11 protein-coding genes and 1 pseudogene are annotated in these 23,411 nt (G+C 34.1%); 5 read left to right on the forward strand and 7 right to left on the reverse strand.

Going from position 1 to position 23,411, the window contains the following annotated elements:
- Positions 1-101 precede the first annotated feature (101 nt).
- From QLS71_RS14395 to QLS71_RS14415, 5 genes are all read left to right on the forward strand, one after another.
- Positions 102-3,653: a TonB-dependent receptor gene (locus QLS71_RS14395; RefSeq protein ID WP_308993315.1), complete on the forward strand. Its 3,552-nt coding sequence runs from the start codon at positions 102-104 to the stop codon at positions 3,651-3,653.
- A 66-nt stretch (positions 3,654-3,719) separates the two neighbouring features.
- Entirely contained in the window at positions 3,720-5,762 is a 2,043-nt protein-coding gene (locus QLS71_RS14400; RefSeq protein ID WP_308993314.1) for a RagB/SusD family nutrient uptake outer membrane protein, read from the forward strand.
- 174 nt (positions 5,763-5,936) lie between these two features.
- Positions 5,937-7,355 (forward strand): hypothetical protein, encoded by a 1,419-nt coding sequence (locus QLS71_RS14405; protein WP_308993313.1) that lies wholly within the window; start codon positions 5,937-5,939, stop codon positions 7,353-7,355.
- 24 nt (positions 7,356-7,379) lie between these two features.
- Entirely contained in the window at positions 7,380-9,518 is a 2,139-nt protein-coding gene (locus tag QLS71_RS14410; protein ID WP_308993312.1) for a hypothetical protein, read from the forward strand.
- Positions 9,519-9,538: 20 nt separating this feature from the next.
- Positions 9,539-10,696, forward strand: coding sequence for a glycoside hydrolase family 88 protein (locus QLS71_RS14415; RefSeq protein ID WP_308993311.1), 1,158 nt, complete (start codon positions 9,539-9,541; stop codon positions 10,694-10,696).
- A 131-nt stretch (positions 10,697-10,827) separates the two neighbouring features.
- Here the strand turns inward: QLS71_RS14415 and QLS71_RS14420 are convergent, their stop codons facing one another.
- The 7 genes and pseudogenes from QLS71_RS14420 to QLS71_RS14450 all read right to left on the reverse strand — a co-directional run bounded on the left by QLS71_RS14420 (position 10,828) and on the right by QLS71_RS14450 (position 23,397).
- Positions 10,828-10,980 (reverse strand): SsrA-binding protein, encoded by a 153-nt coding sequence (locus QLS71_RS14420; RefSeq protein WP_308993310.1) that lies wholly within the window; start codon positions 10,978-10,980, stop codon positions 10,828-10,830.
- Positions 10,981-11,194: 214 nt separating this feature from the next.
- Positions 11,195-12,576: pseudogene (locus QLS71_RS14425) on the reverse strand (DUF6055 domain-containing protein).
- 5 nt (positions 12,577-12,581) lie between these two features.
- The gene (locus QLS71_RS14430) at positions 12,582-14,543 is read right to left on the reverse strand and encodes a glycoside hydrolase family 97 protein (protein WP_308993308.1); all 1,962 of its coding nucleotides are present in this window, start codon (positions 14,541-14,543) and stop codon (positions 12,582-12,584) included.
- A gap of 172 nt (positions 14,544-14,715) precedes the next feature.
- Positions 14,716-16,869 (reverse strand): family 43 glycosylhydrolase, encoded by a 2,154-nt coding sequence (locus tag QLS71_RS14435; RefSeq protein ID WP_308993307.1) that lies wholly within the window; start codon positions 16,867-16,869, stop codon positions 14,716-14,718.
- A 6-nt stretch (positions 16,870-16,875) separates the two neighbouring features.
- Entirely contained in the window at positions 16,876-18,978 is a 2,103-nt protein-coding gene (locus tag QLS71_RS14440) for a beta-galactosidase (protein ID WP_308993306.1), read from the reverse strand.
- Positions 18,979-18,984: 6 nt separating this feature from the next.
- Positions 18,985-21,672, reverse strand: coding sequence for a DUF5695 domain-containing protein (locus tag QLS71_RS14445; protein WP_308993305.1), 2,688 nt, complete (start codon positions 21,670-21,672; stop codon positions 18,985-18,987).
- Between the two features lie 18 nt (positions 21,673-21,690).
- Positions 21,691-23,397: a DUF885 family protein gene (locus QLS71_RS14450; RefSeq protein WP_308993304.1), complete on the reverse strand. Its 1,707-nt coding sequence runs from the start codon at positions 23,395-23,397 to the stop codon at positions 21,691-21,693.
- Positions 23,398-23,411 lie beyond the last annotated feature (14 nt).

Here is a 23,411-nt window from a genome sequence, read left to right on the forward strand (position 1 = left end):
AGGGAACGAAGTTAGGAACTGACCAAAGTACACAACTTGTCCCCCATTTTAAGATTACCAGTTAATTAAAACAAGTTTAACCAACTAGCAAAATCAAATTTATGAAAATTAAACTAAAGCAAACCCTTTTTTCTATAAAAGGGAGATTACTAATTATTGTGATGAGAACTCTTATTTTTTTATGCATTTCAACAGTTTTTGGTTTATCTACTGAAAATGTTTTATCACAAAACGTTAAAATTAAGATAGAGGAAGATAAAACTCTGTCAATCAATGAAGTCTTTGAACTTATAAAACGGCAAACAGACTATAAATTTATTTATCAAGACGATATTTTTAATGGCTTTCCTAAGTTAAAAGTTAAAAAAGGAATTATAAGTGCCAATACCCTTTTAAATGAAAGTTTAAAAAAGGGAGGTTTTATTATGACTCTTGGAGCGGATAGCACCATAGTAGTGGAAAAGGTCTTAAATCAACGGCCTGTTTTTCAGTCATATAATATTAAAGGTTTCATTAATGATACTTCTGGTATGCCTTTACCTGGTGCCAATGTTATTGAGAAAGGAACAGATAATGGAGCACAAACAGATTTTAATGGTGAGTTTTCTTTAGCCGTAAAATCAAAAAATGCTGTTTTAACCATATCTTATATGGGCTATAAAACATTAGAGGTTCCTGTTGATGAACAAACCTCGTTAACTATTGTTTTAGAAGAAGATACATCTAGATTAGAAGAAGTAGTGGTAATTGGTTACGGCGCAATAACAAGGTCTGATTTAACTGGAGCAGTATCCTCTGTATCCGCCGAAGAATTAGCAACTGTACCAGCTATGAATGCTGCACAAGCACTCCAAGGAAGAGCAGCTGGTTTAAACATTGTAACTACCAGTGGCGCACCAGGAGCAGGAATTAATATTACAGTACGGGGAGGTACTTCTATTACCCAAAGTACCAAACCACTTTTTATTGTAGATGGATTTCAAATGGATGATGCACTTAACATTATCAATCCAAATGATATTAAAAGTATTGAAGTTTTAAAGGATGCCTCGTCTACAGCTATTTATGGAGCGCGTGGTTCGAATGGTATTATTTTAATAACTACCAAATCTGGTAAAAATGGAAAAACATCGGTTTCATATAACACATTCGTTTCGTTCGATCAGCTTTCTAAAAAGCTTAATATGGTATCTAATGCAGAAAGCTTTGTAAAGTATCAATATGAAATGGCTGAATTACAAGGTAAAACAACACAATGGAGTAATGTTTTCGATAATAGTTTAGGTGTTGATTCACCTAATTTTCATGCCAATGCCTTTGATCGAATAGGCAATCGTTATGGATCAGGTTATGGCATCGATTGGCAAGATGAGGTATTTGGAGGTTCTGGATGGACCAAAAATCATAATGTAACAGTTTCAACTGGAAATGAAAATACTCAGGCGTTTTTGAGTTATAATTTTAATGGACAGGATGGTATACTAGAAAATCATAGTGAAGAACGAAATGCATTTCGTGCTAAGATTAATTCAGAACTTTTCAAAGGGATACGATTGGACCTTAACACCATGTTTTCAAATACATCAAGAGATGGAGGTGGTTCTTATTCATCAATGAAGGATGTACTTTTACAACCAATTAATGGAGGTACTATTTTCACTCAAGATGAAACACTTAACACTCAAACATATCCAGATTATTCAGGTTTAGATTCTAGTTATGATACTGAAAATCCGCTTGTAGAAAATCTAGCTTCTACATCTAATAAACGCTCTCGTATTTTTGTGGTTAATGCTGGTGTAGAATTTGATTTTTTAAAGGATTTTACATGGCGTACATCTGGACAATACTCTTGGTCTAACAATAAATCGGTTGCTTTTTCAGATGAAAATTCTCGAGCTTTTTTAACAGATCCTGTTAATACAGGAATTAATGGAAAAATAGACAATGCAGAATCGTTTAGATATCAGGTTACAAACACGTTAAACTACAATAAAACCTTTGCAGATGTGCATAAAGTAAATGTTTTATTAGGTCAAGAGATAAATTATAATGAGTCGGAAGAAAACCAAATGGCACTTAGACAATTTCCGTACCCAAATTTTGGGTTAGATGACATATCTAATGCCACGGTTTCAGATAAATCAACAGGGCATTCACGTAATGGTTTGGCCTCCGTTTTTGCTCGTTTAAATTATGGGTTTGATAACCGTTATCTTTTAACAGCCACCATACGTAGAGACGGATCGTCTAAGTTTGCTAAGGGTAATAAATGGGGAACGTTTCCTTCTGTGTCTGGAGCTTGGCGTGTTTCCGAAGAAAATTTTTGGAAGGATAGTAACTTAATAAACACGGTTAACCATTTGAAGTTACGTGTTGGTTATGGTATCACAGGTAATAATGGTATCGGTAATAACTTATATCTTACTACTTTAAGTCAAACAGATTATCCAATAAATAATACTCCAGGTAATCCAGCTTTTGTTACGAGTAACTCGTTGGGTAATAAAAACTTAAAGTGGGAAACCTTGCATGCTACCAATGTTGGTTTAGATGTTTCTTTGTTTAACGGCCGTTTTGATATTACCACCGAGTGGTATAATAATGAAATAAGCGATATGTTGATGAAAAGTATTATTCCCGTTTCAACAGGATACAGCAACCAGTACCAAAATGTTGGAACCATGCGTAATCGTGGTTGGGAGTTTACTGTTAGTTCTGTAAATATAAAAAGTAAGGATTTTCGTTGGACAACAGATTTGAATTTAGCTTTCAACAAGTCTAAAGTTATTACTCTAGAAAAAGATCAAGAACAAAAGACTTTTAACGTAGGAGGTAACCGTTCAGGATCGGTAGCATATTATGCCGTCGTCGGGGAATCGTTGGGAGACATGTATGGTTATGTATATGACGGCGTTTATACAACCGATGATTTTACACAAAACATAGATGGAACATTCACTTTAAATGAAGGCGTTGTTAAACCTTTCAGTGGTAATGCAAGTCCTGGTGATATGAAATTTGCTGCCGATAATGAGGAAGGCGACCAATTTACTCGTCAATTGGTTAAGATTGGTAATGGAACACCAGATTGTATTGGAGGTATAAGCAATACTTTTAGTTATAAAGGGTTCGATTTAAATACGTTTATGAAGTTTAGTATAGGTAACGATATTTATAATGCGACTAATCACAGTATGAGTCCTTATGCCCTCTATCAAAATGTTCCAGTTGAATTTGGAGAAAATTATTATCGTTTAATAGATCCTTCTACAGGGAAGATAACAGCTTCTTTATCTCGATTAAAAGAGTTAAACCCAGATGAGGCATCACGTACATGGAGTTTAAATAATACAAACTCAAGTTACATTACGTATCCTTCTTCTTATTTTGTAGAAGATGGATCATATTTACGTATAGCGCAAGTTACGCTGGGTTATACATTACCTAAAGCGTTTTTAAATAAAATGATGATTTCTAATGCCCGTTTTTACTTTACGGCTAATAACTTGGCAACAATAACAGGGTATTCAGGTTCTGATCCAGAAGTTTCAGCAGGAGATAATGACTATGTTTCCGTAACTCCTGGGTATGACAGTTCTACTTACCCGCGTTCAAGAAGCTATGTTGTTGGACTTAACTTAACATTTTAACGTAAAATATTCCAAATTATGAAAAAAATATCCATGATATTATTCGATATAAAAAAGACATTGATTATGTCATCTCTTGTAGTACTTACTTTAGGCATGTTTTCGTGTGAAGAGTACTTAGATATGCCATCTTATAATTCTTCAGATACAGAGACTGTATTTTCTAATCTAGAAACTGCCGATATGTTTGTGCAAGGTTGTTACCGTAGTTTGGTGCCTACTGAAATGTACTATCAGTTGGGAGCAGGTGAAACGGTGATGCACTCTAGTGAAGATGGGTCTACAAACAATTCAAAGTACAACATTTGTAACTATTTTTACGATTCACAGACTCCTTATACACTTACAGGAATTTATAGCGAAATGTATTCGGTTATAGAATCAACAAATATTGCTATCAGTCGATTGAGTGCGATGGAAGTGAGCAATAAACGTAATCAATTATTAGCAGAAGCAAAAGCCATACGTGCTTTCGGTTATTATAATTTGATACGTATTTATGGTGATGTACCTGCTGTATGGAAGCCTCTTGAAGAGTTGGATTTTAATGATGAAAATACCCTTTACCCTAAACGTTCACCGAGAGATGGAATTTATGACCGCATTATAGCCGATTTGCAAGAGGCTGTAGTAGACATTCCATGGTTTTCTGAATCGGGATTTCCTACATACGAGCGTATAACTAAGCAGGGAGCCTATGCACTTTTGTCTCGTATTGCATTATATGCAGGTGGTTATTCTTTACGTTGGAATCTTGAAACAAACGATCCAGGGAGTTTAATGATGGCAAGACGTAGTGATAATACCCGTGTTCGTGAACTTTACCAAATAGCTAATGATGCGAGTGAATCTATTATATCAAGAAATGTAAATGCTTTAGTTCAGGCACAAGGAGGTAAAAGTGGTTTTGAATATTTATGGTATAACTTCTGTCAACGTAACTTTTCTGCAACCAATCCAGAGATTCTATGGGAAGTAGCACAGTACGGACAGAATACCAACACTAAGTTTGGTGTATATGCACATCCTGGATCCAGAGGTGGTACTTTTGGTTCTCGTAAAGCAATGCAGTTTATGTTACCAACCTATTATTTGTCTTTTAACGAAAATGATACCCGTCGCGATGTGTCGTGTACAGACTATAGTATTTATTTCTTAGATAATGGTTCTGGATCGACTGATACTTGGGTAGATGTAGGTACTACATATTCATGTATAATGCCTGGTAAATTTCGTATTTCATGGTGTGTAGAGCCAGAATCTGCAAGTGCACGTAATCTTAATGTACCACTTATTCGTTATTCAGATGTGTTGTTAACCTATGCTGAAACACAAAATTATTTAAATGCAGGCCCAACACAAGCAGCTAAAGATGCTTTGAAAGAAGTGAGAGAGCGTGCTGGTATTGGCACCATGGCCATACCGTCAAGCCAACAAGAATTTGATGATGCTATTGTACAAGAGCGTAAGTGGGAGTTTGCGGGCGAATTTAATCTTCGAACAGACTTGATTCGTATGAATCGTTTGTCAAGTGAATTGGCAGCTACAAAACAAGCTATGAAAGATCTCTCTGATCGTAAAAATGATTATGCCAATGTACCTGTTTATCGTTTATATAAATATAAAGAGGATGCTCAAATGTATGGAGATGATTTTCTTACGGTTGATTATATTGACTTAACCGATGCAGGAGAAATAGCTATGATCCAAAATGTACCAACAAATACTTCAGATTATGCTGCTTTTCAAACAACATTATCAAACATTGTTACAGCACATGGTAAACCGGTAGCAAGTGGTGATAAATGGTATCCAGTTAATATGTTTGAAGCCTACACAAGTACCTATAATGGTAATTCACGTAAAGCTGTTGGTTTTAAAAGAGGATTTAATACACTGCAAATAGGAGCTATTATATATACAAAACCAACAGGATCTGCTGAGAATGGTGGAACATATCCTAATTGGATTGAAGCCACAGATGGAAGTGATGGATTGTATTATGGATTTGAAGAAAATAAAACAGAGCTACTTCCTTTTGCAGCAAAATCAGCTGGACATCCAATGATTGATAACCCAAATCTTACACAGCACCCAGGTTATCAGTAAAATTAATAGTCATGGGATTAATAGATAGTTACTATTGAAACCAGATTTATAAAAGTTAAGTAAAAGGGGTTAAGGTTAAACAAAATCATAATATGTTTAAACTTTAGCCCCTTTATTATGTCACTTATTTAGGTTAAACATAAAAGTTATAATAAACCTAACATCGCTTAAACCATGAGGATAAAAATATTTAGAAATACAGGTTTCTTATTGCTTTTAATATTAGTAATAAGCTGCGGAACAAAAAATAAAAAAAATATAGAAACTTTTCCTGATTATGGAAAAGTAATAGCGTTTCCAGGTGCAGAAGGCTTTGGACGCTTTGCAACAGGAGGTAGAGGTGGTGAAATTTATCATGTTACAAATCTTAAAGATTCAGGAAAAGGATCTTTACGAGATGCTGTAAGTCAATCAAATCGTTTTATTGTATTTGATGTAGCTGGTATTATTGAATTAAAAAGTGCACTTTTATTTTCGTCAAACATAACAGTTGCAGCTCAAACAGCTCCAGGTGATGGTGTCGTACTTTATGGTAATCAAGTTTCGTTTTCAGGACAAAGTAATATAGTTTGTAGGTACTTACGAGTACGCTTAGGAATACAAGGGCCTGAAGGAAGAGATGCTGCAGGCATCGCTGATAATGGAAGAAATATGATTTTTGATCATATGTCAGTAACATGGGGTCAAGATGAAAATTTTTCAATTAATAGTGAAAGTGCACGAGATATAACCATACAGAATTCTATTATAGGGCAAGGTTTGCAAAATCATTCATGCGGAGGCTTAATACAAACATCTATAGAACATGGTGTTACCTTGTATAGAAACCTTTATATCGATAATAAAACCCGAAACCCTAAAGTGAAGGGGTTAAATCAGTTTGTTAATAATGTGATATATAATTGGGGAAATGGTGCTGCTTATAATATGGGAGGTAATTCAAAAAGAGCATCACTAACTACTATTGAAGATAATTATTTTATAGTAGGCCCAGCATTAAATTGGCAAAATGTAAGACAAGAAGATAATAGCATTCAAGTAGAGAAGGTTTCTATTTCACCAACGAAGCCGTTTATTGGAGGAAACGAGCTATTTAGTACCTATTGTAAACAGAATTACTATGATTTCGATAAGAATGGCACGCTGAATGGTGTTGAAATTATTCCCGAGAATAATTTGGAGCATTTTGAGAGTACTCCAGCATTCCTAAATACACGTCCTAATATATTTCCGGAAATCACTCAACAAATGAACGCTACTGATACTTACCATTGGATTGTTGCACATGGAGGTGCTAGTTTGCCTGTAAGGGATGAGGTCGATCATTATTTAATTGATGAACTCACTTCATTAGGAGAAAAAGGTACCATCATTCAAAATGAGCAGGATACACAACAATTTTCACTGGGAGGGCCTGGGCGTATTAAAACCGCAGAAAAACCATTAGATAGTGATAACGACGGTATGCCTGATGCTTTTGAAGAGCAATATGGGCTTGACAAAACCAATGCTTCAGATGCATCAAAAATTGCGGATAATGGTTATACAAATATTGAAAACTATACCTTTATACTTGAGACTAAGCTGAATTAAAATTATAATAAAATCAATTAAGAAATGAAAAAACTATTATTTTATGGTTTACTGTTGGTAATGATAACCACAGCCTGTAAACCAGAGAAACAAGCGCCTATAAACCGTAAAGCGTTGGTAGAACGCAATAATCCTCAAATTACTGCTTTTGACTCTTTGGCTTCACTGTCTGTAGGAAACGGCAATTTTACTTTTACAACAGGATTAACAGGTCTACAAACTTTTTATGAGGATTATGAAAAAGGGATGCCGTTAGGAACACAATCCAATTGGGGTTGGCATACGTTTCCTAACACTGAAAACTATAAAATAGAAGAAACCTTAAAGTATTATGAGGTGGAAGGTAGAATGGTACCTTTTAGACATCAACTAAAAGATTCTCCACGATCTAATGGTGCTTCTAATTATTTTCGTGAAAATGCGCAGCGTCTTCATTTAGGTATGGTTCAGTTAGAATTAATGCATGAAAATGGAGAACGTGCCAAACTAGAAGATATTAGAGAAGTACATCATGATTTAGACATGTGGACAGGAAAAGTAACCAGTGCGTTTATTTTTGATGGTATGCCCGTTAAGGTTGAAGTACTTTGCGACCAAGAAAGCGATATGATTTCGGCGCGCATCACATCACACTTGATAGATTTAGGAAGATTAAGTGTCAGTTGGAAATTTCCAGCAGGCGTACCATCTAATACACATGCAGGTTATAATTTTGATGCTCCAGAAACTCACCAATCTGAACTTAAAAAGGTTAAAGGTAATAGAGTTGAAGTGTTACGTACACTTGATGCCGACCACTATGCGGTTGGCGTAGAATGGAAGGGAAATGCGTCTTTTAATGAAGTGGATAAACACTATTTTAAACTTTCACCAGAAGGTGGTGATATATTTGAATTTAGTAGTTTGTATACACCAGAATCAACCGATAAAACGCTTAAAAAATTCACAGCAGTAGAGGCTGATAATGTAACTGAGTGGACAGCATATTGGGAAAATGGAGGAATGGTTGATTTTTCTGCGAGTAAAGATTCGCGTGCTAAAGAGTTGGAACGACGTGTTGTTTTATCACAATATCTAACTAAAATACAAAGCACAGGAAATATGCCTCCGGCAGAAACCGGATTAACTTATAATAGTTGGTATGGTAAATTCCATCTTGAAATGCATTGGTGGCACATTTCACATTTTGCTCAGTGGAATCGTTCACATTTAATGGAAGAACAATTGGAGTTTTATAATACCATATTTGATAAAGCTTTAAAAACAGCACAAGACCAAGGGTATAAAGGGGTACGTTGGCCTAAAATGATAGATCCGAGCGGAGAAAATAGTCCATCGTCAGTTGGATCCTATTTAATATGGCAACAACCTCATATTATTTGGTTTGCAGAGCAAATGTATCGCGATAATCCAAGCCAAGAAACTTTAGAAAAATATAAAAAATTGGTTTTAGCAACCGCAGAGTTTATGGCCGATTTTCCAACATGGAATGAGGAACAGCAACAGTATAATCTTGAGGCACCATTAATTCCAGCACAAGAACACTGGTCTAGAGAAACGACCAAAAACCCTCCGTTTGAACTAGCATATTGGCATTGGGCATTAACGAAAGCTCAAGAATGGCGTACCCGATTAGGTATGGAAGCCGATAAAACCTTGGAAGATGTAAGACTAAAACTGGCTAGCCCAGATCAGGCTAATGGTGTATATCTTGGTGTTGAAGGCGCGGTAGATTCGTATGATGATGTTTCTTTAATGCGAGACCACCCCATGGTATTAGGTGCATATGGTATTTTATCTGGCTGGGATAAAGTAGACCCAGAAGTGATGCGTAAAACCATTCATGTTATTGCCGATCGCTGGAATTGGGAAAGTACATGGGGATGGGATTACCCACTTTCTGCCATGTCGGCAGTTCGACTTGGAGAACCAGAATTGGCGTTAGAATTTTTACTTAAGGACGTACAAAAAAACACCTATCTTAAAAATGGACATAATTACCAAAGTGAGCGTTTAAGAGTGTATTTACCAGGAAATGGTGGCTTATTACAAACAGTAGCCATGATGTGTGCTGGTTGGGATGGTTGTGAAGTAGAAAACCCAGGTTTCCCTAAGGATGGTAACTGGAATGTAGTTTGGGAAGATTTAAAACCCATGCCTTAAAAGTTTTTAAATTTAGGAATATGAAACATATAATTTTATCAGTTTTATTATCAATTAGTTGTTTGCAATTGGTGAAAGCGCAAGATACAGGGATTCTTTTTGCAAATTCTGAAATACAACGTTTTCCAGAAGCATGGCAATTAGATCATGGAAAGCGACTCTATTTTGGATATTCCCAAGGTTTGGGATCTCTTGCCATGTTAAAAGTATGGAAACATACAAAAAACAAAAGCTATTTAGATTATGTTATTAAATGGGCAGATACTATTATAAATGATGAAGGTGAGATACATAAGTATAAAGTAGAAACCTATAATATTGATTATATCAATCCTGGTAAAGTCCTTTTTGATGTTTATAATGAAACAGGTAATGAAAAATACAAGTTGGCTATAGATCGTTTAATCGATCAATTAAAGCATCATCCACGTACTTTAGAAGGCGCTTTTTGGCACAAACTCCGTTACCAACATCAAGTTTGGTTAGATGGCTTGTATATGGGGGCACCATTTATAGCACAATATGCAGCTACATTTAACAAGCCAGAATTGATGGACGATGCTGTAAATCAATTTATTATTTGTGCCAAACATACTTATGATGCCAAGACAGGACTTTATTACCACGCTTGGGACGAAAGTAAAACGCAACAATGGGCTAATAAAAAAACAGGACAGTCTCCAAATTTCTGGGGACGTAGCATGGGTTGGTGGTTTATGGCACTCGTAGATGTTTTGGATTTTGTGCCTCAAGAGCATCCACAACGAGCGGAGTTATTAAAAATGATACAAGGATTAGTAGAAGTTCTACCTAAATATCAAGATAAAAACGGTTTGTGGTATCAAGTACTTGATAAAGGAAATCAAGAAGGAAATTATCATGAAGCCTCTGTGTCTTCTATGTTTATGTATGCTATAGCAAAGGCTGTAAACAAAGGGTATGTAGATACGAAGTATAAACAATATGCAGAAAAAGCATACAAAGGTTTAATGAAAGATTTAATAGTAAAACATCCCGATGGTATGCTTACGCTTACTAAGTGCTGTGCTGTTGCAGGCCTTGGTGGGCATCCTTACAGAGACGGAAGCTATGATTATTATATTAACGAACGTATACGAGAGAATGATGCAAAAGCAACAGGACCTTTTATTATGGGATGTTTAGAATTGAATAAATAAAAAGATAGTTTTTCCCTTATTATTTTGAGATAGCTATTTGAAAGGTAGTGTCATCAACTTAAAAAACAAATGAGATTATAAATATAAATAAGACTTTCAAGAAATTGAAGGTCTTTTTTTATATAATAAAATCAGTCTAGTGCATTTTTTGTTACAAACCACCTCCAGCCTATAATAGCCATTTGTATTTTACTGGCTTTAATCAAATCCAATTGTTGTTTAGAATAACTTGGTAAGACAATTTTATTAACTTTCGCTAAAATTTTGAATATTTGTTTTTTCATGTTGCAAAAATAGCAAAACTTATTGTAGACTATGTTTTTTATCTTTTTGTATAAATTTTATATAAAAAAGACCTTCTGAAAAAGGGTGTCTAAAACTTAAAATTTAGTTAATTAAAAATCACTATTCTTAGTCGTAATTTGCATGACTCCATTATTACCTTCATCTCTCTATTTTATAGTAGTATTTTGATCTAAAGATATTTGTTTGGTAACTTCAGAACCTTACTAGGCTCATTTCAATAGCAGAGTCATCTAAGGAAGTTCCAGATAATTTAATTTTATAAGGCCATTGCTGTTCTAGTTTCTTTTCTTGGCTACGTCTGTTATAAACAATGGGGGAGTGTTCAGTAGGTGCTCCACTAACCATAAATATTCTGTATTTTCGGGTACTTTAAACTCTGCTGTTCCTTTTTGTTTTTTATAAACATCACCATAAATACGTTTTCCCTCTTTTAAGGATGCTATAAAACCATAACGCCATCCTGCTTTGTCTGTTTTAATAGCTGTATAACCTTCTGCTCCAACCATACTTTCAAATTCTAATTTCACCAATGTTCCTGGTTCAGGTACCTGCAGTTTTATACCATTATATCCATAGTTTTGAGGGGCATTAATAGAATCTATTTCGAACCAACCATATTCAACTTCATGTAATTTAGTTTTATGTATATTTCGATAAGGTTTCGTTACACGGTCTATACGAGGTAAATCCCATGTTATAAATTTACGTGAGGCATCAAAAATCTCATCATTAAATTGTTCTTGTGTGATGTTATTAATCCGTTTGTAAGTCATCACTAAGTCTTCCTCTTCTTGAGTGGATCTGCTAAGGTGTCCCCAAAACTCAATACCATGCTTATGAGACCAATATTCAATAATATAAGGCGAATGATACATGTTTGCGGGATGTAAAAAAGCGTAATGTGTTCCTTTTAAAAAATCTATAAGGTGATAGTTTTCAAAAGTCATCCATTCTGGATATACCTGCCACAACATGTACTGGGCAGACATTTCCATTATTGGACCTTTTGGCCCCGTTTTACTATCTTTATTACCTAGATATTGAAATGAGTGACCCATTTCATGAGCTAGTGCTCCGTAAGGTGCTTTGTTTATTCTAACAGCTGGCGTCCATAAAATACCAACTTCTTCTTCACCACCTCCAAAGGCTGTATTTTCATTGCCTCCAAAAACATAGATTAGTAATTTGTATTTATCTGTAAAAGAGTGTCCTTTTAGTACTAACTTTAAATCGTTTACATAATAATTGTAAAATCGTTCACATTCAATAATAGCTTTTTTAGGATCGAAGCGTTTAATAGTATCTGTATTCCCCATAGGGTTGTTTCCATACTCTTTATGCCAAAACATAGCGATATTATCAGATTCTATCATTCGACTATAACTATAATCGCTATCTTCATTTTTATAATCATTGTTTTCAGGAACGTACCAGACTTTAGAAGGTATATACAATGTTTTTTGTGTAAGGTTTTCATTTACATCTTTATCACCTGTATCACTAATTTTATTTGCGAAAGAAGAGTATATAAAAACTAAAAATAGTATTCTTAAAATTGTCATAGAACTATTCATGTGGTTTATTGTTTTTTAGTAATGATCGCTGTCCATCCTCCTCCAGAAGCTATTTTTGCTATTACCTTAGAATTCTTGTTAACTTCTAATATTTCCTTTTTATAATCTTCTGCAAACGCATCTACATTAACGCCGTCTTTAAATACTTCCATTTTAAATACTCCTTCATCTAAAAATGACAAATCAAGTGGTAAAACTCTAGCATCAGCATTAGTCATCCCTCCAATATACCAAGTTTCTGCTTTTCTTCGAGCCACAACAATATACTTCCCGACAGAGCCATGAAGCACTTTAGTTTCGTCCCAAGTGGTTGGGATTTGCGTTATAAAATCTACCGTTTCTTGCTCTTTGTAATAGGTTGATGGCGATTCACACATCATTTGTAATGGTGCTTCATAGACTACATACATAGCGACTTGATGAGACCGTGTGCCTAAACTCATGGGACGATCGAAACTAATAGCAAAATTTTTAGTTTGTTTGTTAATCATAGCCCCAGGAGTAAAGTCCATTGGTCCTGCAACCATTCTGATAAAGGGTATGGTTACATTATGTTCTGGTGTTATCTCATTACTCCATTTATTATTTTCGTTTCCTCTTACGCCTTCATAATTCATTACGTTTGGGTACATCCGTCGTAACCCTGAAGGTTTAAATGCGCCATGGAAATCGACTAATAACTCAAGTTTAGCGCATTCTCTGGCAATTTGTTCATAAGAGTTCACCATGTATTGATCATTACGTTGCATATAATCAATTTTAATACCTTTTGCACCCCAACTTTTGTAAGTTTCAAGAATTTGTATGAGGTTTTCATCAAGTGGTTTCCAAAGTACCCAAAGAATGATTTCTACACCTTTTTCCTTGCCATAGTCAATTAATTCTTTGATATCCATATCTGGATTAAAGTGAAGAATATCGGTGGTCGATTTTGTCCAACCTTCATCAAGTATAACATATTCAATATGGTTAGTAGCGGCAAAATCAATATAATACTTATAAGTATCGGTATTTAATCCAGCTTTAAAATCTACTCCATAAATATTGTTTGCATTGTACCAATCCCAAGCTACTTTGCCTGGTTTAATCCAATCGGTATCTTTAATAACATTAGGTTTTGCTAATTGATAGGTTAAATTACTTTCTATTAAAGTACGGTCATCATCGGTTATAATAAAAACTCTCCACGGATACTCTCTTTTACCTGTTGTTTTTGCAATATAATCGGCTTCTTTAGTAATAGTTTGTACACGGTCTGAATTGCCATTTTTATCAATAGCTTCAAGTACATATTTAGGAAACATAGCATCCATAGTTGTATTGGCGTTTCCTCTTAAAAATAATCCAGGGTAATCATGAAGTGCTGTTTCTGTAAATAAAACTTTTCCTTTTTTTGTTGAAAATAGCACAGGTAGACTACAGAATTCATTAGATGCTATTTCAGTTAATGATTTGTCTAAATACAAGCGTTCGTTATGCGAATACATCGATTCTTCTTGAGGAAAAAGTGAACGAGTTCCTTCGGGGAAAGTAAGAGATACTTCTTCAGAAACAACATTTCTGCTAGATTTTCCATCATCAATAAATTGGTAAGCAACGCCATCATTATAAGCTCTAAAATTTAGTTTATAGTTGCCTTTGAATGTTAGAGAAAGTTCCGTGTATTCGTCTTTAATTTCAGCGTCTTTATGTGGTACTACAGGATAAATTTTAGATGTTATATTTCTAACTGTTTCTTTTTTTATAAGAGGATTTAAACCGAAATCTGAACCTGTTAAAAAATCCATAGCAGCTTCTGCTTTTTCAATTATAATATTTCCTTTTAATGATGCTGACCATGAAATTTTATTGGTAATAATTATCTCTATTTCAATTTGGCCATCAGGTGATTTAACTTTGTGATTTTGAGAATTTGTTTGATGGATGCTAAGCAATAAAGCAATTAACGATAGTATTATTTTTTTCATTTTAGAAATGATTTAATTATTTTTTAACTTAAGGATATGGTAATCTCCTCTAGAATTCATTCTATCTTGAAGCCATATTTTACTCTGTTTTTTGAGAGTTAAATGCCTATGTGTAAAAACAACTATTTTAATATTTATATAATAGGATTCACTATATTTCTTACAATCACAATTATTTAAAATTATCCGTGCTTTTTTTAGGGGTTGTGTTTTTTATTACATTTAAAATCTCTTTATCCGTTATTGCATAATCATACATTTGTATTGATGCCATGAATCCAGAAAAGTGTTCTCCAACATCCGAAGATCCAATAATTATTTTAGCATTATCAATGGCAGAAGAGAGTAGCATATTTTGAGAATTATCTAGAACACCATCTACATAAATTTTTTCGACGACGCCATCAAAAGTTAAAGCGATATGATGCCATTTGTTTGCTTCTGGAAGTTTATTGTATCTCATATCGAAATGTCCATCCAAATGTGGTGCAGCACCATAATGCCCACTGTTGTAAGCCAAGGCATTATATGAATTGGCTAAATTAAATTCATGTCTGTCACACCATGATACTAAAATTTCTCCTTCTTTTGCAACTTCTGGATTTTTTACCCACGTAGAAATGGTGTAAGATCCATTCCAGCCCAAAGTTTTAGGAACCGGTTGGTTTAATACTAAAGCACCTTTAGAAAACTTAATGGCTTTTATTCCTTCATTATCTACCTCTAAAGTAACATCTCCTTTTTTTGTAAATATTCCTCCTATAGAACCTTTGTTTTTAATTGTTGATATGGATTCTTCTTTTGAAATATCGGACAAATTAAGATTAACTAACATTTCTTTTTTACTTCTAAGAGCAGGTGAATTATTAGATTTCTTATTTTTAAGTTGTAAAGGAATATCGAATAAGGAACTATATACTTTAATATTCCAAACAGCAGTATAAAGCCCCACTTTTTCAGTTGCTAAAACTGTTAGTTTAAGGTAACGGGCAGACACATCATTATCGTCAATCATAGGGCTGCCTGATGTTTGATTATTTGATTTGTCAGAATACATTTTCCAGTTTTCACCTTCCTTAGAATATTCTAAAGTATATTGGTAATAGTAACTAGCAAATTCAAATTGAGTCATTACTCTTTTTATTTTCTGTACAGATCCTAAATCAATTATTAAATTTTGTGGAAACGAATTATTTCCAGCTTTCCACATGGTTGCATTGTTATTATCGGTTGCATAAGAAGGTTTGTATTCATAATCGTGTTCTAATGAATTTAAATGATAATATGAAGAAGCCGTTGTGTTTGTATTAAAGGCAAGATCTTTAGGTACGTTTGATTTAATAATATTTTCTATCCCACGATTTGTAGGAACTACTGTTTTTATGGTAGAATCATTTTCAAAAACCATTTTGTCAATACACACTTGTCTAGCAAGACCGCCTCGAGTCATTGGGTAATCGTGCTTATGGTAAGCCATGTAATAATCGTCTCCTTCTTGTAAAACCGAATGATGTCCTGGTCCGTGTGTAGATTGGTCTTCATTGGTACTTAATATTGGATTGTTAGCACCTTCTGTAAAAGGTCCATACGGGGTATCTGCGTACGAGTATCTAACTTTATAGGTTTCATCATGGCAAGAATCGCCAGAGTACATGAGTATATATTTATCACCTTTCTTCATCATATAAGCGGCTTCAAAAGGTTTAGGGGTTTGCTCTAAAGGAATGTTTGTAGAGTTAACCATATCTTTCATAGTATCAGTATTTAGTTCTCCAACAGCATAACCACCATTGTAATGTACCCAAGTACCCCAATACGCATAAACTTTTCCATCGGTATCTGTAAAAAACTGAGCATCTAATGAAGGAAATCCTTTTCTTGGATAGTTATGAGCCATAATAGGTGTGTCGTCTTCATTCAACTTTATCCATGGACCAATGGGAGTATCAGATACATAACCATAAATATTGCATCCTGCTTGACAATTTCCAAAATATAAATAGTATTTACCATCTTTTCCTTCTACAATATCTGGTGCCCAAAAATTTCTAAGATTTACAGAAGATAATGAAGGGATCTCCATAGTATAATTATACCAATTTTGTAAATCTTTGCTGTACCATACTGTTGGAGCCCCTGATGCTAGCATTTCATTATCGGTAGTCGCGTAGATATAATAAATATTTCCAAATTTTTTAATTGTTGGGTCGGCATAGTATCCAGGTAATATTGGATTTCCTGTTTTAGGAGCATTCGAATTTGCCTTTTTTTGAGCGAATATGTTTAGTGTAACAATAAGTGCAAAAAATATATATTGTTTTTTCATTTGTATTTAATATTTCCAAATAAGTACGCCTGCTGTTTCTATTGATTTAGTACCAATAATAACTTTTGCGCTTTTTGGTAAATTAATATTATACACTTTATCAGAATAATTAACAGCTATACCAAACCCATCCCGATAATCAACCATAACACCCTCAGGATAATCTTCTACTAGAATATTTTGTTGTTCATATAATTTTTTTAAAACTTGCTTTTCAAGATCACCATTTTTAGAATCTAAGCCTATATAGGTTACGGTACCTTTTCCCAATTTACGAGAAACAATGGCCGAAGTACCTTCATAAAAATCGCCTTGATATGTTCCCCATGTTTCAGTTTCTTTATTGGGTTTTAATAAATCACCCCAGCTAGTCCACTCAAATTCCTGATTGTTAAACTTCACTTTACTAATTGATTGTGGCATTGGTAAATCGTACGATTCAATTTTAGAACCTATCAAATCCCACATAGGTTCATAAAAATTAGCTTCCCAAAGATGTCCTTTTCTATTTTGAATTCCAGAACGACAACTCAATACTAAGTTTCCTCCATTTTTGGCATAATCAGTAAGTTTATCTATCATTTGTTTATCTATCATTTGATAAGCAGGGACGATTAAAACAGGATAATTTGAAAAATTAGTAGTGTCTCGAACAAAATCTACTGGAGCTCCAAAAGATTTTGTTGCTTTATAATATTTCAAGAAATGCTCCATGGTATTCCATTCCCGAGTTTGTTTATTCAAATCAATACCCATCACATTATCAGGATTAAATAATATTCCTGTTTTGCGTTCTAAATATGATTTAGGTAGGGTTGCTTTGGCATTATATTGTTTACGCAATGTATTTATTTCTTTCATAAACGCACTAAATTCGGCTCCTCCTACAGTTGGGCTTACACCATCTGTTCCTACAATACCGTAATGGAACTGCTCGTAACCATATAAAGGGGCACGATATCGATATGTACAAGTAAATTTACTACCACCTGCAAATACGTGCCACAACCACATGCGTACGGCCCCTGGTAATGGTTGAGGATTTATACTACCCCAATTAACCTGTCCTGGTTGCAATTCCATACAACCATACATACCTTTTAAGGGGCGAAAAAAATCGTTAGACATACCAATACTCGTATAATCACCAACACGGTATCCTTTTGGACCTACTCCAAGGCTTCTTCCGTACACAACATAACGTGTATACGAATCAAAATCTAACTCTTTACTCATTCCTACAAAGCTCTCGCTATAGTTAGACCTATAATTAGCAGTAATCCATTGATCTTTGGTTATATGTTTACGTATTTCCAAGGCTTGAGCATCAAGAAAAGAGGCTGTTTCTTGATCACAAAACCGGTAATGATCTAACTGAGAATGTAAATTCATACCCCACATATTATGTAACGGAATATTAATTTGGTCAAAACTGCTATAAGTCCCACTCCAAAAACTATTCCCCCAAGCTTCATTTAAAACATCAATAGTTTTATATTTTTCTTTTAACCAATCGCGGTAACGTTGCAGTGCATCTGCTCCATAATCAAAAGAACGGTTTGGTTCATTATCAACCTGCCAACCTATGACACGTTCATCATTACCATATCTTTTAGCTAATTGTTCTATCATTTTCATTGAATATGAGCGATAATAGTTGCTCGAAAATGAAGCATGTTGCCTAGAACCATGATCTGATTTAGATCCATCTGCATAGGTAATAAGGATGTCGGGATGCTTTCTAGCTAACCATACAGGTGGTGTCGCTGTAGATGTGCACATAATAACTTTCAACTTGTATTTAGCTGCAATGTCTAAAGCTGTATCGAGCCATTTAAAATCATAAACCCCTTCTTCTGGCTCTAGTTCTGCCCATGCAAATTCAGCAAAATGGGTAAATTCAAAACCCATGTCGGCTATTTTTTTTAAGTCACGATCCCATTGAGTTGGATCCCAATGTTCAGGGTAATAATATACTCCTGTAGTTGTAAGGTCTTTTTTAGGAAAATACTTTTCGAAATTTTGCGCAAAAGTATTTACATGAATAAGCATTGCAAAAAAAGCAATGGTCATTTTCGTAAATAAGTAGTTTATAAATTCTTGTTTCATTTTTTGTTATAATATAATTTGAATACTCTTTTTTTGTAATGGAATTTCAAAAGCACCTCTAACTTTCGTATAAGGTAGTTCTACATCATTATTTATCCTTAAATAAGCATTTGGTGTAAACTCATTTTTGCTATTTAAAGTAATCTCTATAACATCTGTTTTTGTATTGTAAGTAACCTTTTTAAAAGTACCAGCATCTAATGTTAACCATAATTTTTTAGGAGCTATAAATACTTTTGATTTTGCCGCAGTAGTTAATTCAACTTCAACAACATCACCTTTAGTTGTTATATTACCTCCAAAAGCTAACCACCCTAAGTCGTCTTCTTTTGTAAGGTAAGTAGCAGTATTAACTGCATAACCGTAAAACCCAGAGCCATAATCACCAGATAAATAATCTATTCTCAATTCAGTAGGATAAGAGTGGAAAGCCGCAGGGCCAAATCCATCTTCAGTAATGTTAGATATACCTCCTAAAAGTCCCCCATAACCAACTTTAAGTAAGTATAAATTATTTGGTCTATTCCTATATTGTTTTAGGACAGGTATTGCGTTTAATGAAGATCCATAGTGATGAATTTGACGTTCTACTCTCGATAATTTACCTCCATATAAGAAATCCCAATACCTACGGGCATTGCCATTATAAGCCCAATGGGGCATTGTTGGCATATAAGCTAAAATAGCATTTAGTGTTACATTTGCTTTGCGATGATATCCAAAATAATCTGACCACATATAGACTTCTTCTTGACCAGTAGAATCCCAAGGCATTTCGCTACCAAAAGGATAATCTAATGCTTTCCAATGATCTGTTCTTTCTTTCATACGAGCTTCTAAGTCAGTAGCCATATCTTCAAAATTTTCGATTTGTAAATCTTGTAAGATGAATAAAAACACCGACCCTTCCATTTGTCCAAATTGAGCATAATATGGTGCCTTCTCTACCATTGCAATGGTCGTATTGTAAGCCTGTTTTAAGTACCAATCCCAAGGTTTACTATCTACCAACCCTTCGTGATATCTTGCCAAGCGATACATAGTCCAATAAGCAGCTGCAACGTGAGGGTAATTATAAGATCTGCCAGGATCATTAGCGTGTTCGTGATTCCAAGCTGTCCACGACTTATATTTTATATCATCGCTATAAGTTCCTTTAGGCAAAGAGTCTGGTTCATAGTAAAACACACTTTTTTTAACGCCATATTTATTTTTGCCTTCTTTGTATTGAATAACACCCCAAAGTGTACTATCAACAAACTGTTGAAGTTTTTTAATTTCTTCTTTATCTGGTTGAATTAATTGTTTCATAATGGCAGCCAACCAACCGCCAGCTCCACCTTCATCACTTAAACCGCTAATCCATGATCTACTGTCTTTTGTTACTTGTTTTTTGGTTTCATAATCATAACTAATTACAGATGGGTTTCTGTGAAATGGATCGTTAGGTTCATCGAACCATTGTTCTGTGGTTAAAAAGTGACCAAAATCTTTTACAACTTCACTTTCTGATTTGATAATCTTATAGTTAATAGTTTGGGTAACTCCATTTTTATAATTAATTGTTAACCTAGAGCGGCCCCATTTTTTTCCATGAACCGTATATTTTTTTATTCCTTTATCTGTTTTTTCAGCTTCTTTTATTTGAATACTTCCTTTTGGTTCTATTGCAAATGAACTTACATCACTTTTATAGTTTAAGAATAATTGTGATGTAATATCTAAGGGAATTACATAACCTGGGATACTTGTAGCTATGGGTTGTTCTTCTTTTTCTAGTGTTTTTTGAATGTCTTCAATACCTTCTGAAAGCACAAACTTTAATGAAAAGTTTTTTGTCTCATTTATCTTTAAAATAAGGGACGTAGGTTCATTCCATTGGTTGGCTTCTTTCCATTCATTTTCAGCATAAGCTTTACTATAAACCATCCATTCATGAAACCCTTCAAAAACGATACTTCTAGGGGTGGGATCGTCTAATAATGGGCGGTAGGCTTCAAAAGGCATATTTTCTTTAGGTAATACTAAAAGGGCAGAGCCTCGACCACTTAATCGCTTTACTTCTAAATACCCAGCATCCAAACCAATATATGGATCGAAAAATACATTTTGAGCATGTGTTTCGTTAAGTGATTTTCCTTCTAGAATATTATTAAAAATCATGGGAATACCTAAAGCACCTATTTCTATATTGTTTTCCGATTTATTTGTTATTTCAAATCGCATAACTAATTGGTCATTATCTGTTTCGTAATAACGTTTTATAGTAACAGGAATATCACTTGGCAATGTATTAGTTAAATCTGCACCTGCAATAACAGATCCTGATGTTTCTATAGCTGTAACAGCAGCACGTTTATCTGCAGTTGAAAAGCTTTTCCAATCGGAGTTGCCTTCTTTAATTCTTAAATTAATGTCACCTAAATGGTATAAACCATCTTTGTCTCTAATTTCTAATCGATCGCTTGGAGTAAAATCGAAATTTAAATTTTTTATAGGTTTTAAACCCGCAACTGTTTGAGATGCTTTTACGAGCTTTAATTGAAAATTAGGGGTGTTAAATTTTTGGTAAACATCTGCAATTCCTAGTGTTGGTTTTTTATCTTCCAATTTGCTCCAATACCCTTGAGCTTGAATACTTATAACTGTAGTTAAAAATAATACGAGGCTAAATCTATATTTTAAATTTTTCATAATTATCTGATTTAGTATTTATTTGAATTCTGTCGAGAATTTCCAATTAGTTTTAAAGTTTTCTTTCAAAGGAAGCTCTTGTATTAAACTTCTTAGTAACTCAACAGGCATCATATTTTCTTGTAAAACGCGATCATGAAATTGTTTTTCTGTCCAACCTTTTTTTAGCATTTCATTACGTAAGGCATAAAACTGTAACCCCCCTGTCATGTAAGCCATTTGGTATAGAGGAGGTGTGTAACTTGTGGCGAAAGAGCGCCTTACTTCAGCCTCTGCATTAGCATATTCATGTCCAACTTCGTTTACAAGCATATCGATACACTGTTGGGGTGTCATGTCTCCTAAATGGTATTTTAAAGAAAAGATAATTCGAGCGCATCTGTGAATTCTCCAAAACAACATGCCTAACTTTTGTTCTGGTGTTTGTGGAAACTCTTTATTCCATAAATTTATTTCCCAATATAGTGCCCAACCTTCCATCCAGAAAGGAGTATCAAATGCTCGACGGTAACTTTTATTACGAGCATTCATGAAGAATTGTAGATTATGTCCTGGTAATAATTCATGTTGAACTGTTGCTCTAGAAAAGTTAGGGTTATTACCCCGCATGCTCATTAATTTATCGTCTTCACTCATGTCTTGAGTTGGATAAGAAATACTAATTTCCCATCCACCTGTAAAAAACGGATTTACTTTTTGACGCTCAGGCGTCATCATAATCATACCCCAAGTTTCTTTTGCCATTTCTGGGAATGTAATTAAGTCACGTTCTTCAATAAATTCGACCGATTGATTATAAAGATCTGTGATAGCTTGAGGCTGTTCTCCAGCAGCAACATACGTGTTTTTTACATGTTCTAAGGCAGCTTTCCAGTTAGTTCCATAACCTAATTCTTTTGATGCTTTTATCATTTCTTCCTTACACCAATTAAACTGACTTTCGGCTGTTTTGATTAGTTGCTCAGGTGTGTATGGGATGAATTCAAAATTTAAACTTTCTATTAAAGCATCTTTTCCAATTGGTTTTCCAATAATACCGCTACCATCATCTTTAATACTTGTTTTTGAGTAGTTGCTATTAAGCAAATTAGCATAATCTAATAACTTTGTAGATAGTTCTTCGAATGGTTTTTGAACCCACCATGTAAATTCTGGATCATAACTGTAATAAAATGAATAGGCTTCTTTAAGTGATTTCTGAAAAGATGAAATTACTTTAGAAGCCTTTTCTGCCATTAACCAATCTTTAAAAGGTTTTTCATTAAGTGTTTTTATTTCAGTATCAATTTGCGCAGTAGCATTGTGTAAAATTTTGGCTAATGTTTGTGCATCTGGTTTTTTACCACGTCTTCTTTCTTGAATAAAAGGAAATATATCTTTAGCAAAATCTGATATATTGACAACTTCTTTAAATGCTTTATAATCTAAATTAAAAAAATAAGTTTCTTTTTCTATTAAGTTTTTTAGCAGGAGATAGTCTACTTTTTCTTGTTGATTTAAATCATCAAAATCTATTGCTGTGACTTTCTTTTCCCAATTAGTGTATAAGGTTGTAAACCGTTGATAGTATTCTTGTGATTCGTTGTTGGTGTAAAATTTATTTAAAGCACGTTTGTCTGCAGAATATGAATTTACTAAGTCTATTAGATTGCTTTGAGCAGTTAACATCATGGTTGAAAAGAATGTAATTAAAAAAATATATGTTTTTAAAGTTTTATAGTTCATAACTTATGCTTTTG

Origin of the sequence: Mariniflexile litorale (assembly GCF_031128465.2) — a bacterium.
In the GTDB taxonomy this organism is placed as follows: domain Bacteria; phylum Bacteroidota; class Bacteroidia; order Flavobacteriales; family Flavobacteriaceae; genus Mariniflexile; species Mariniflexile litorale.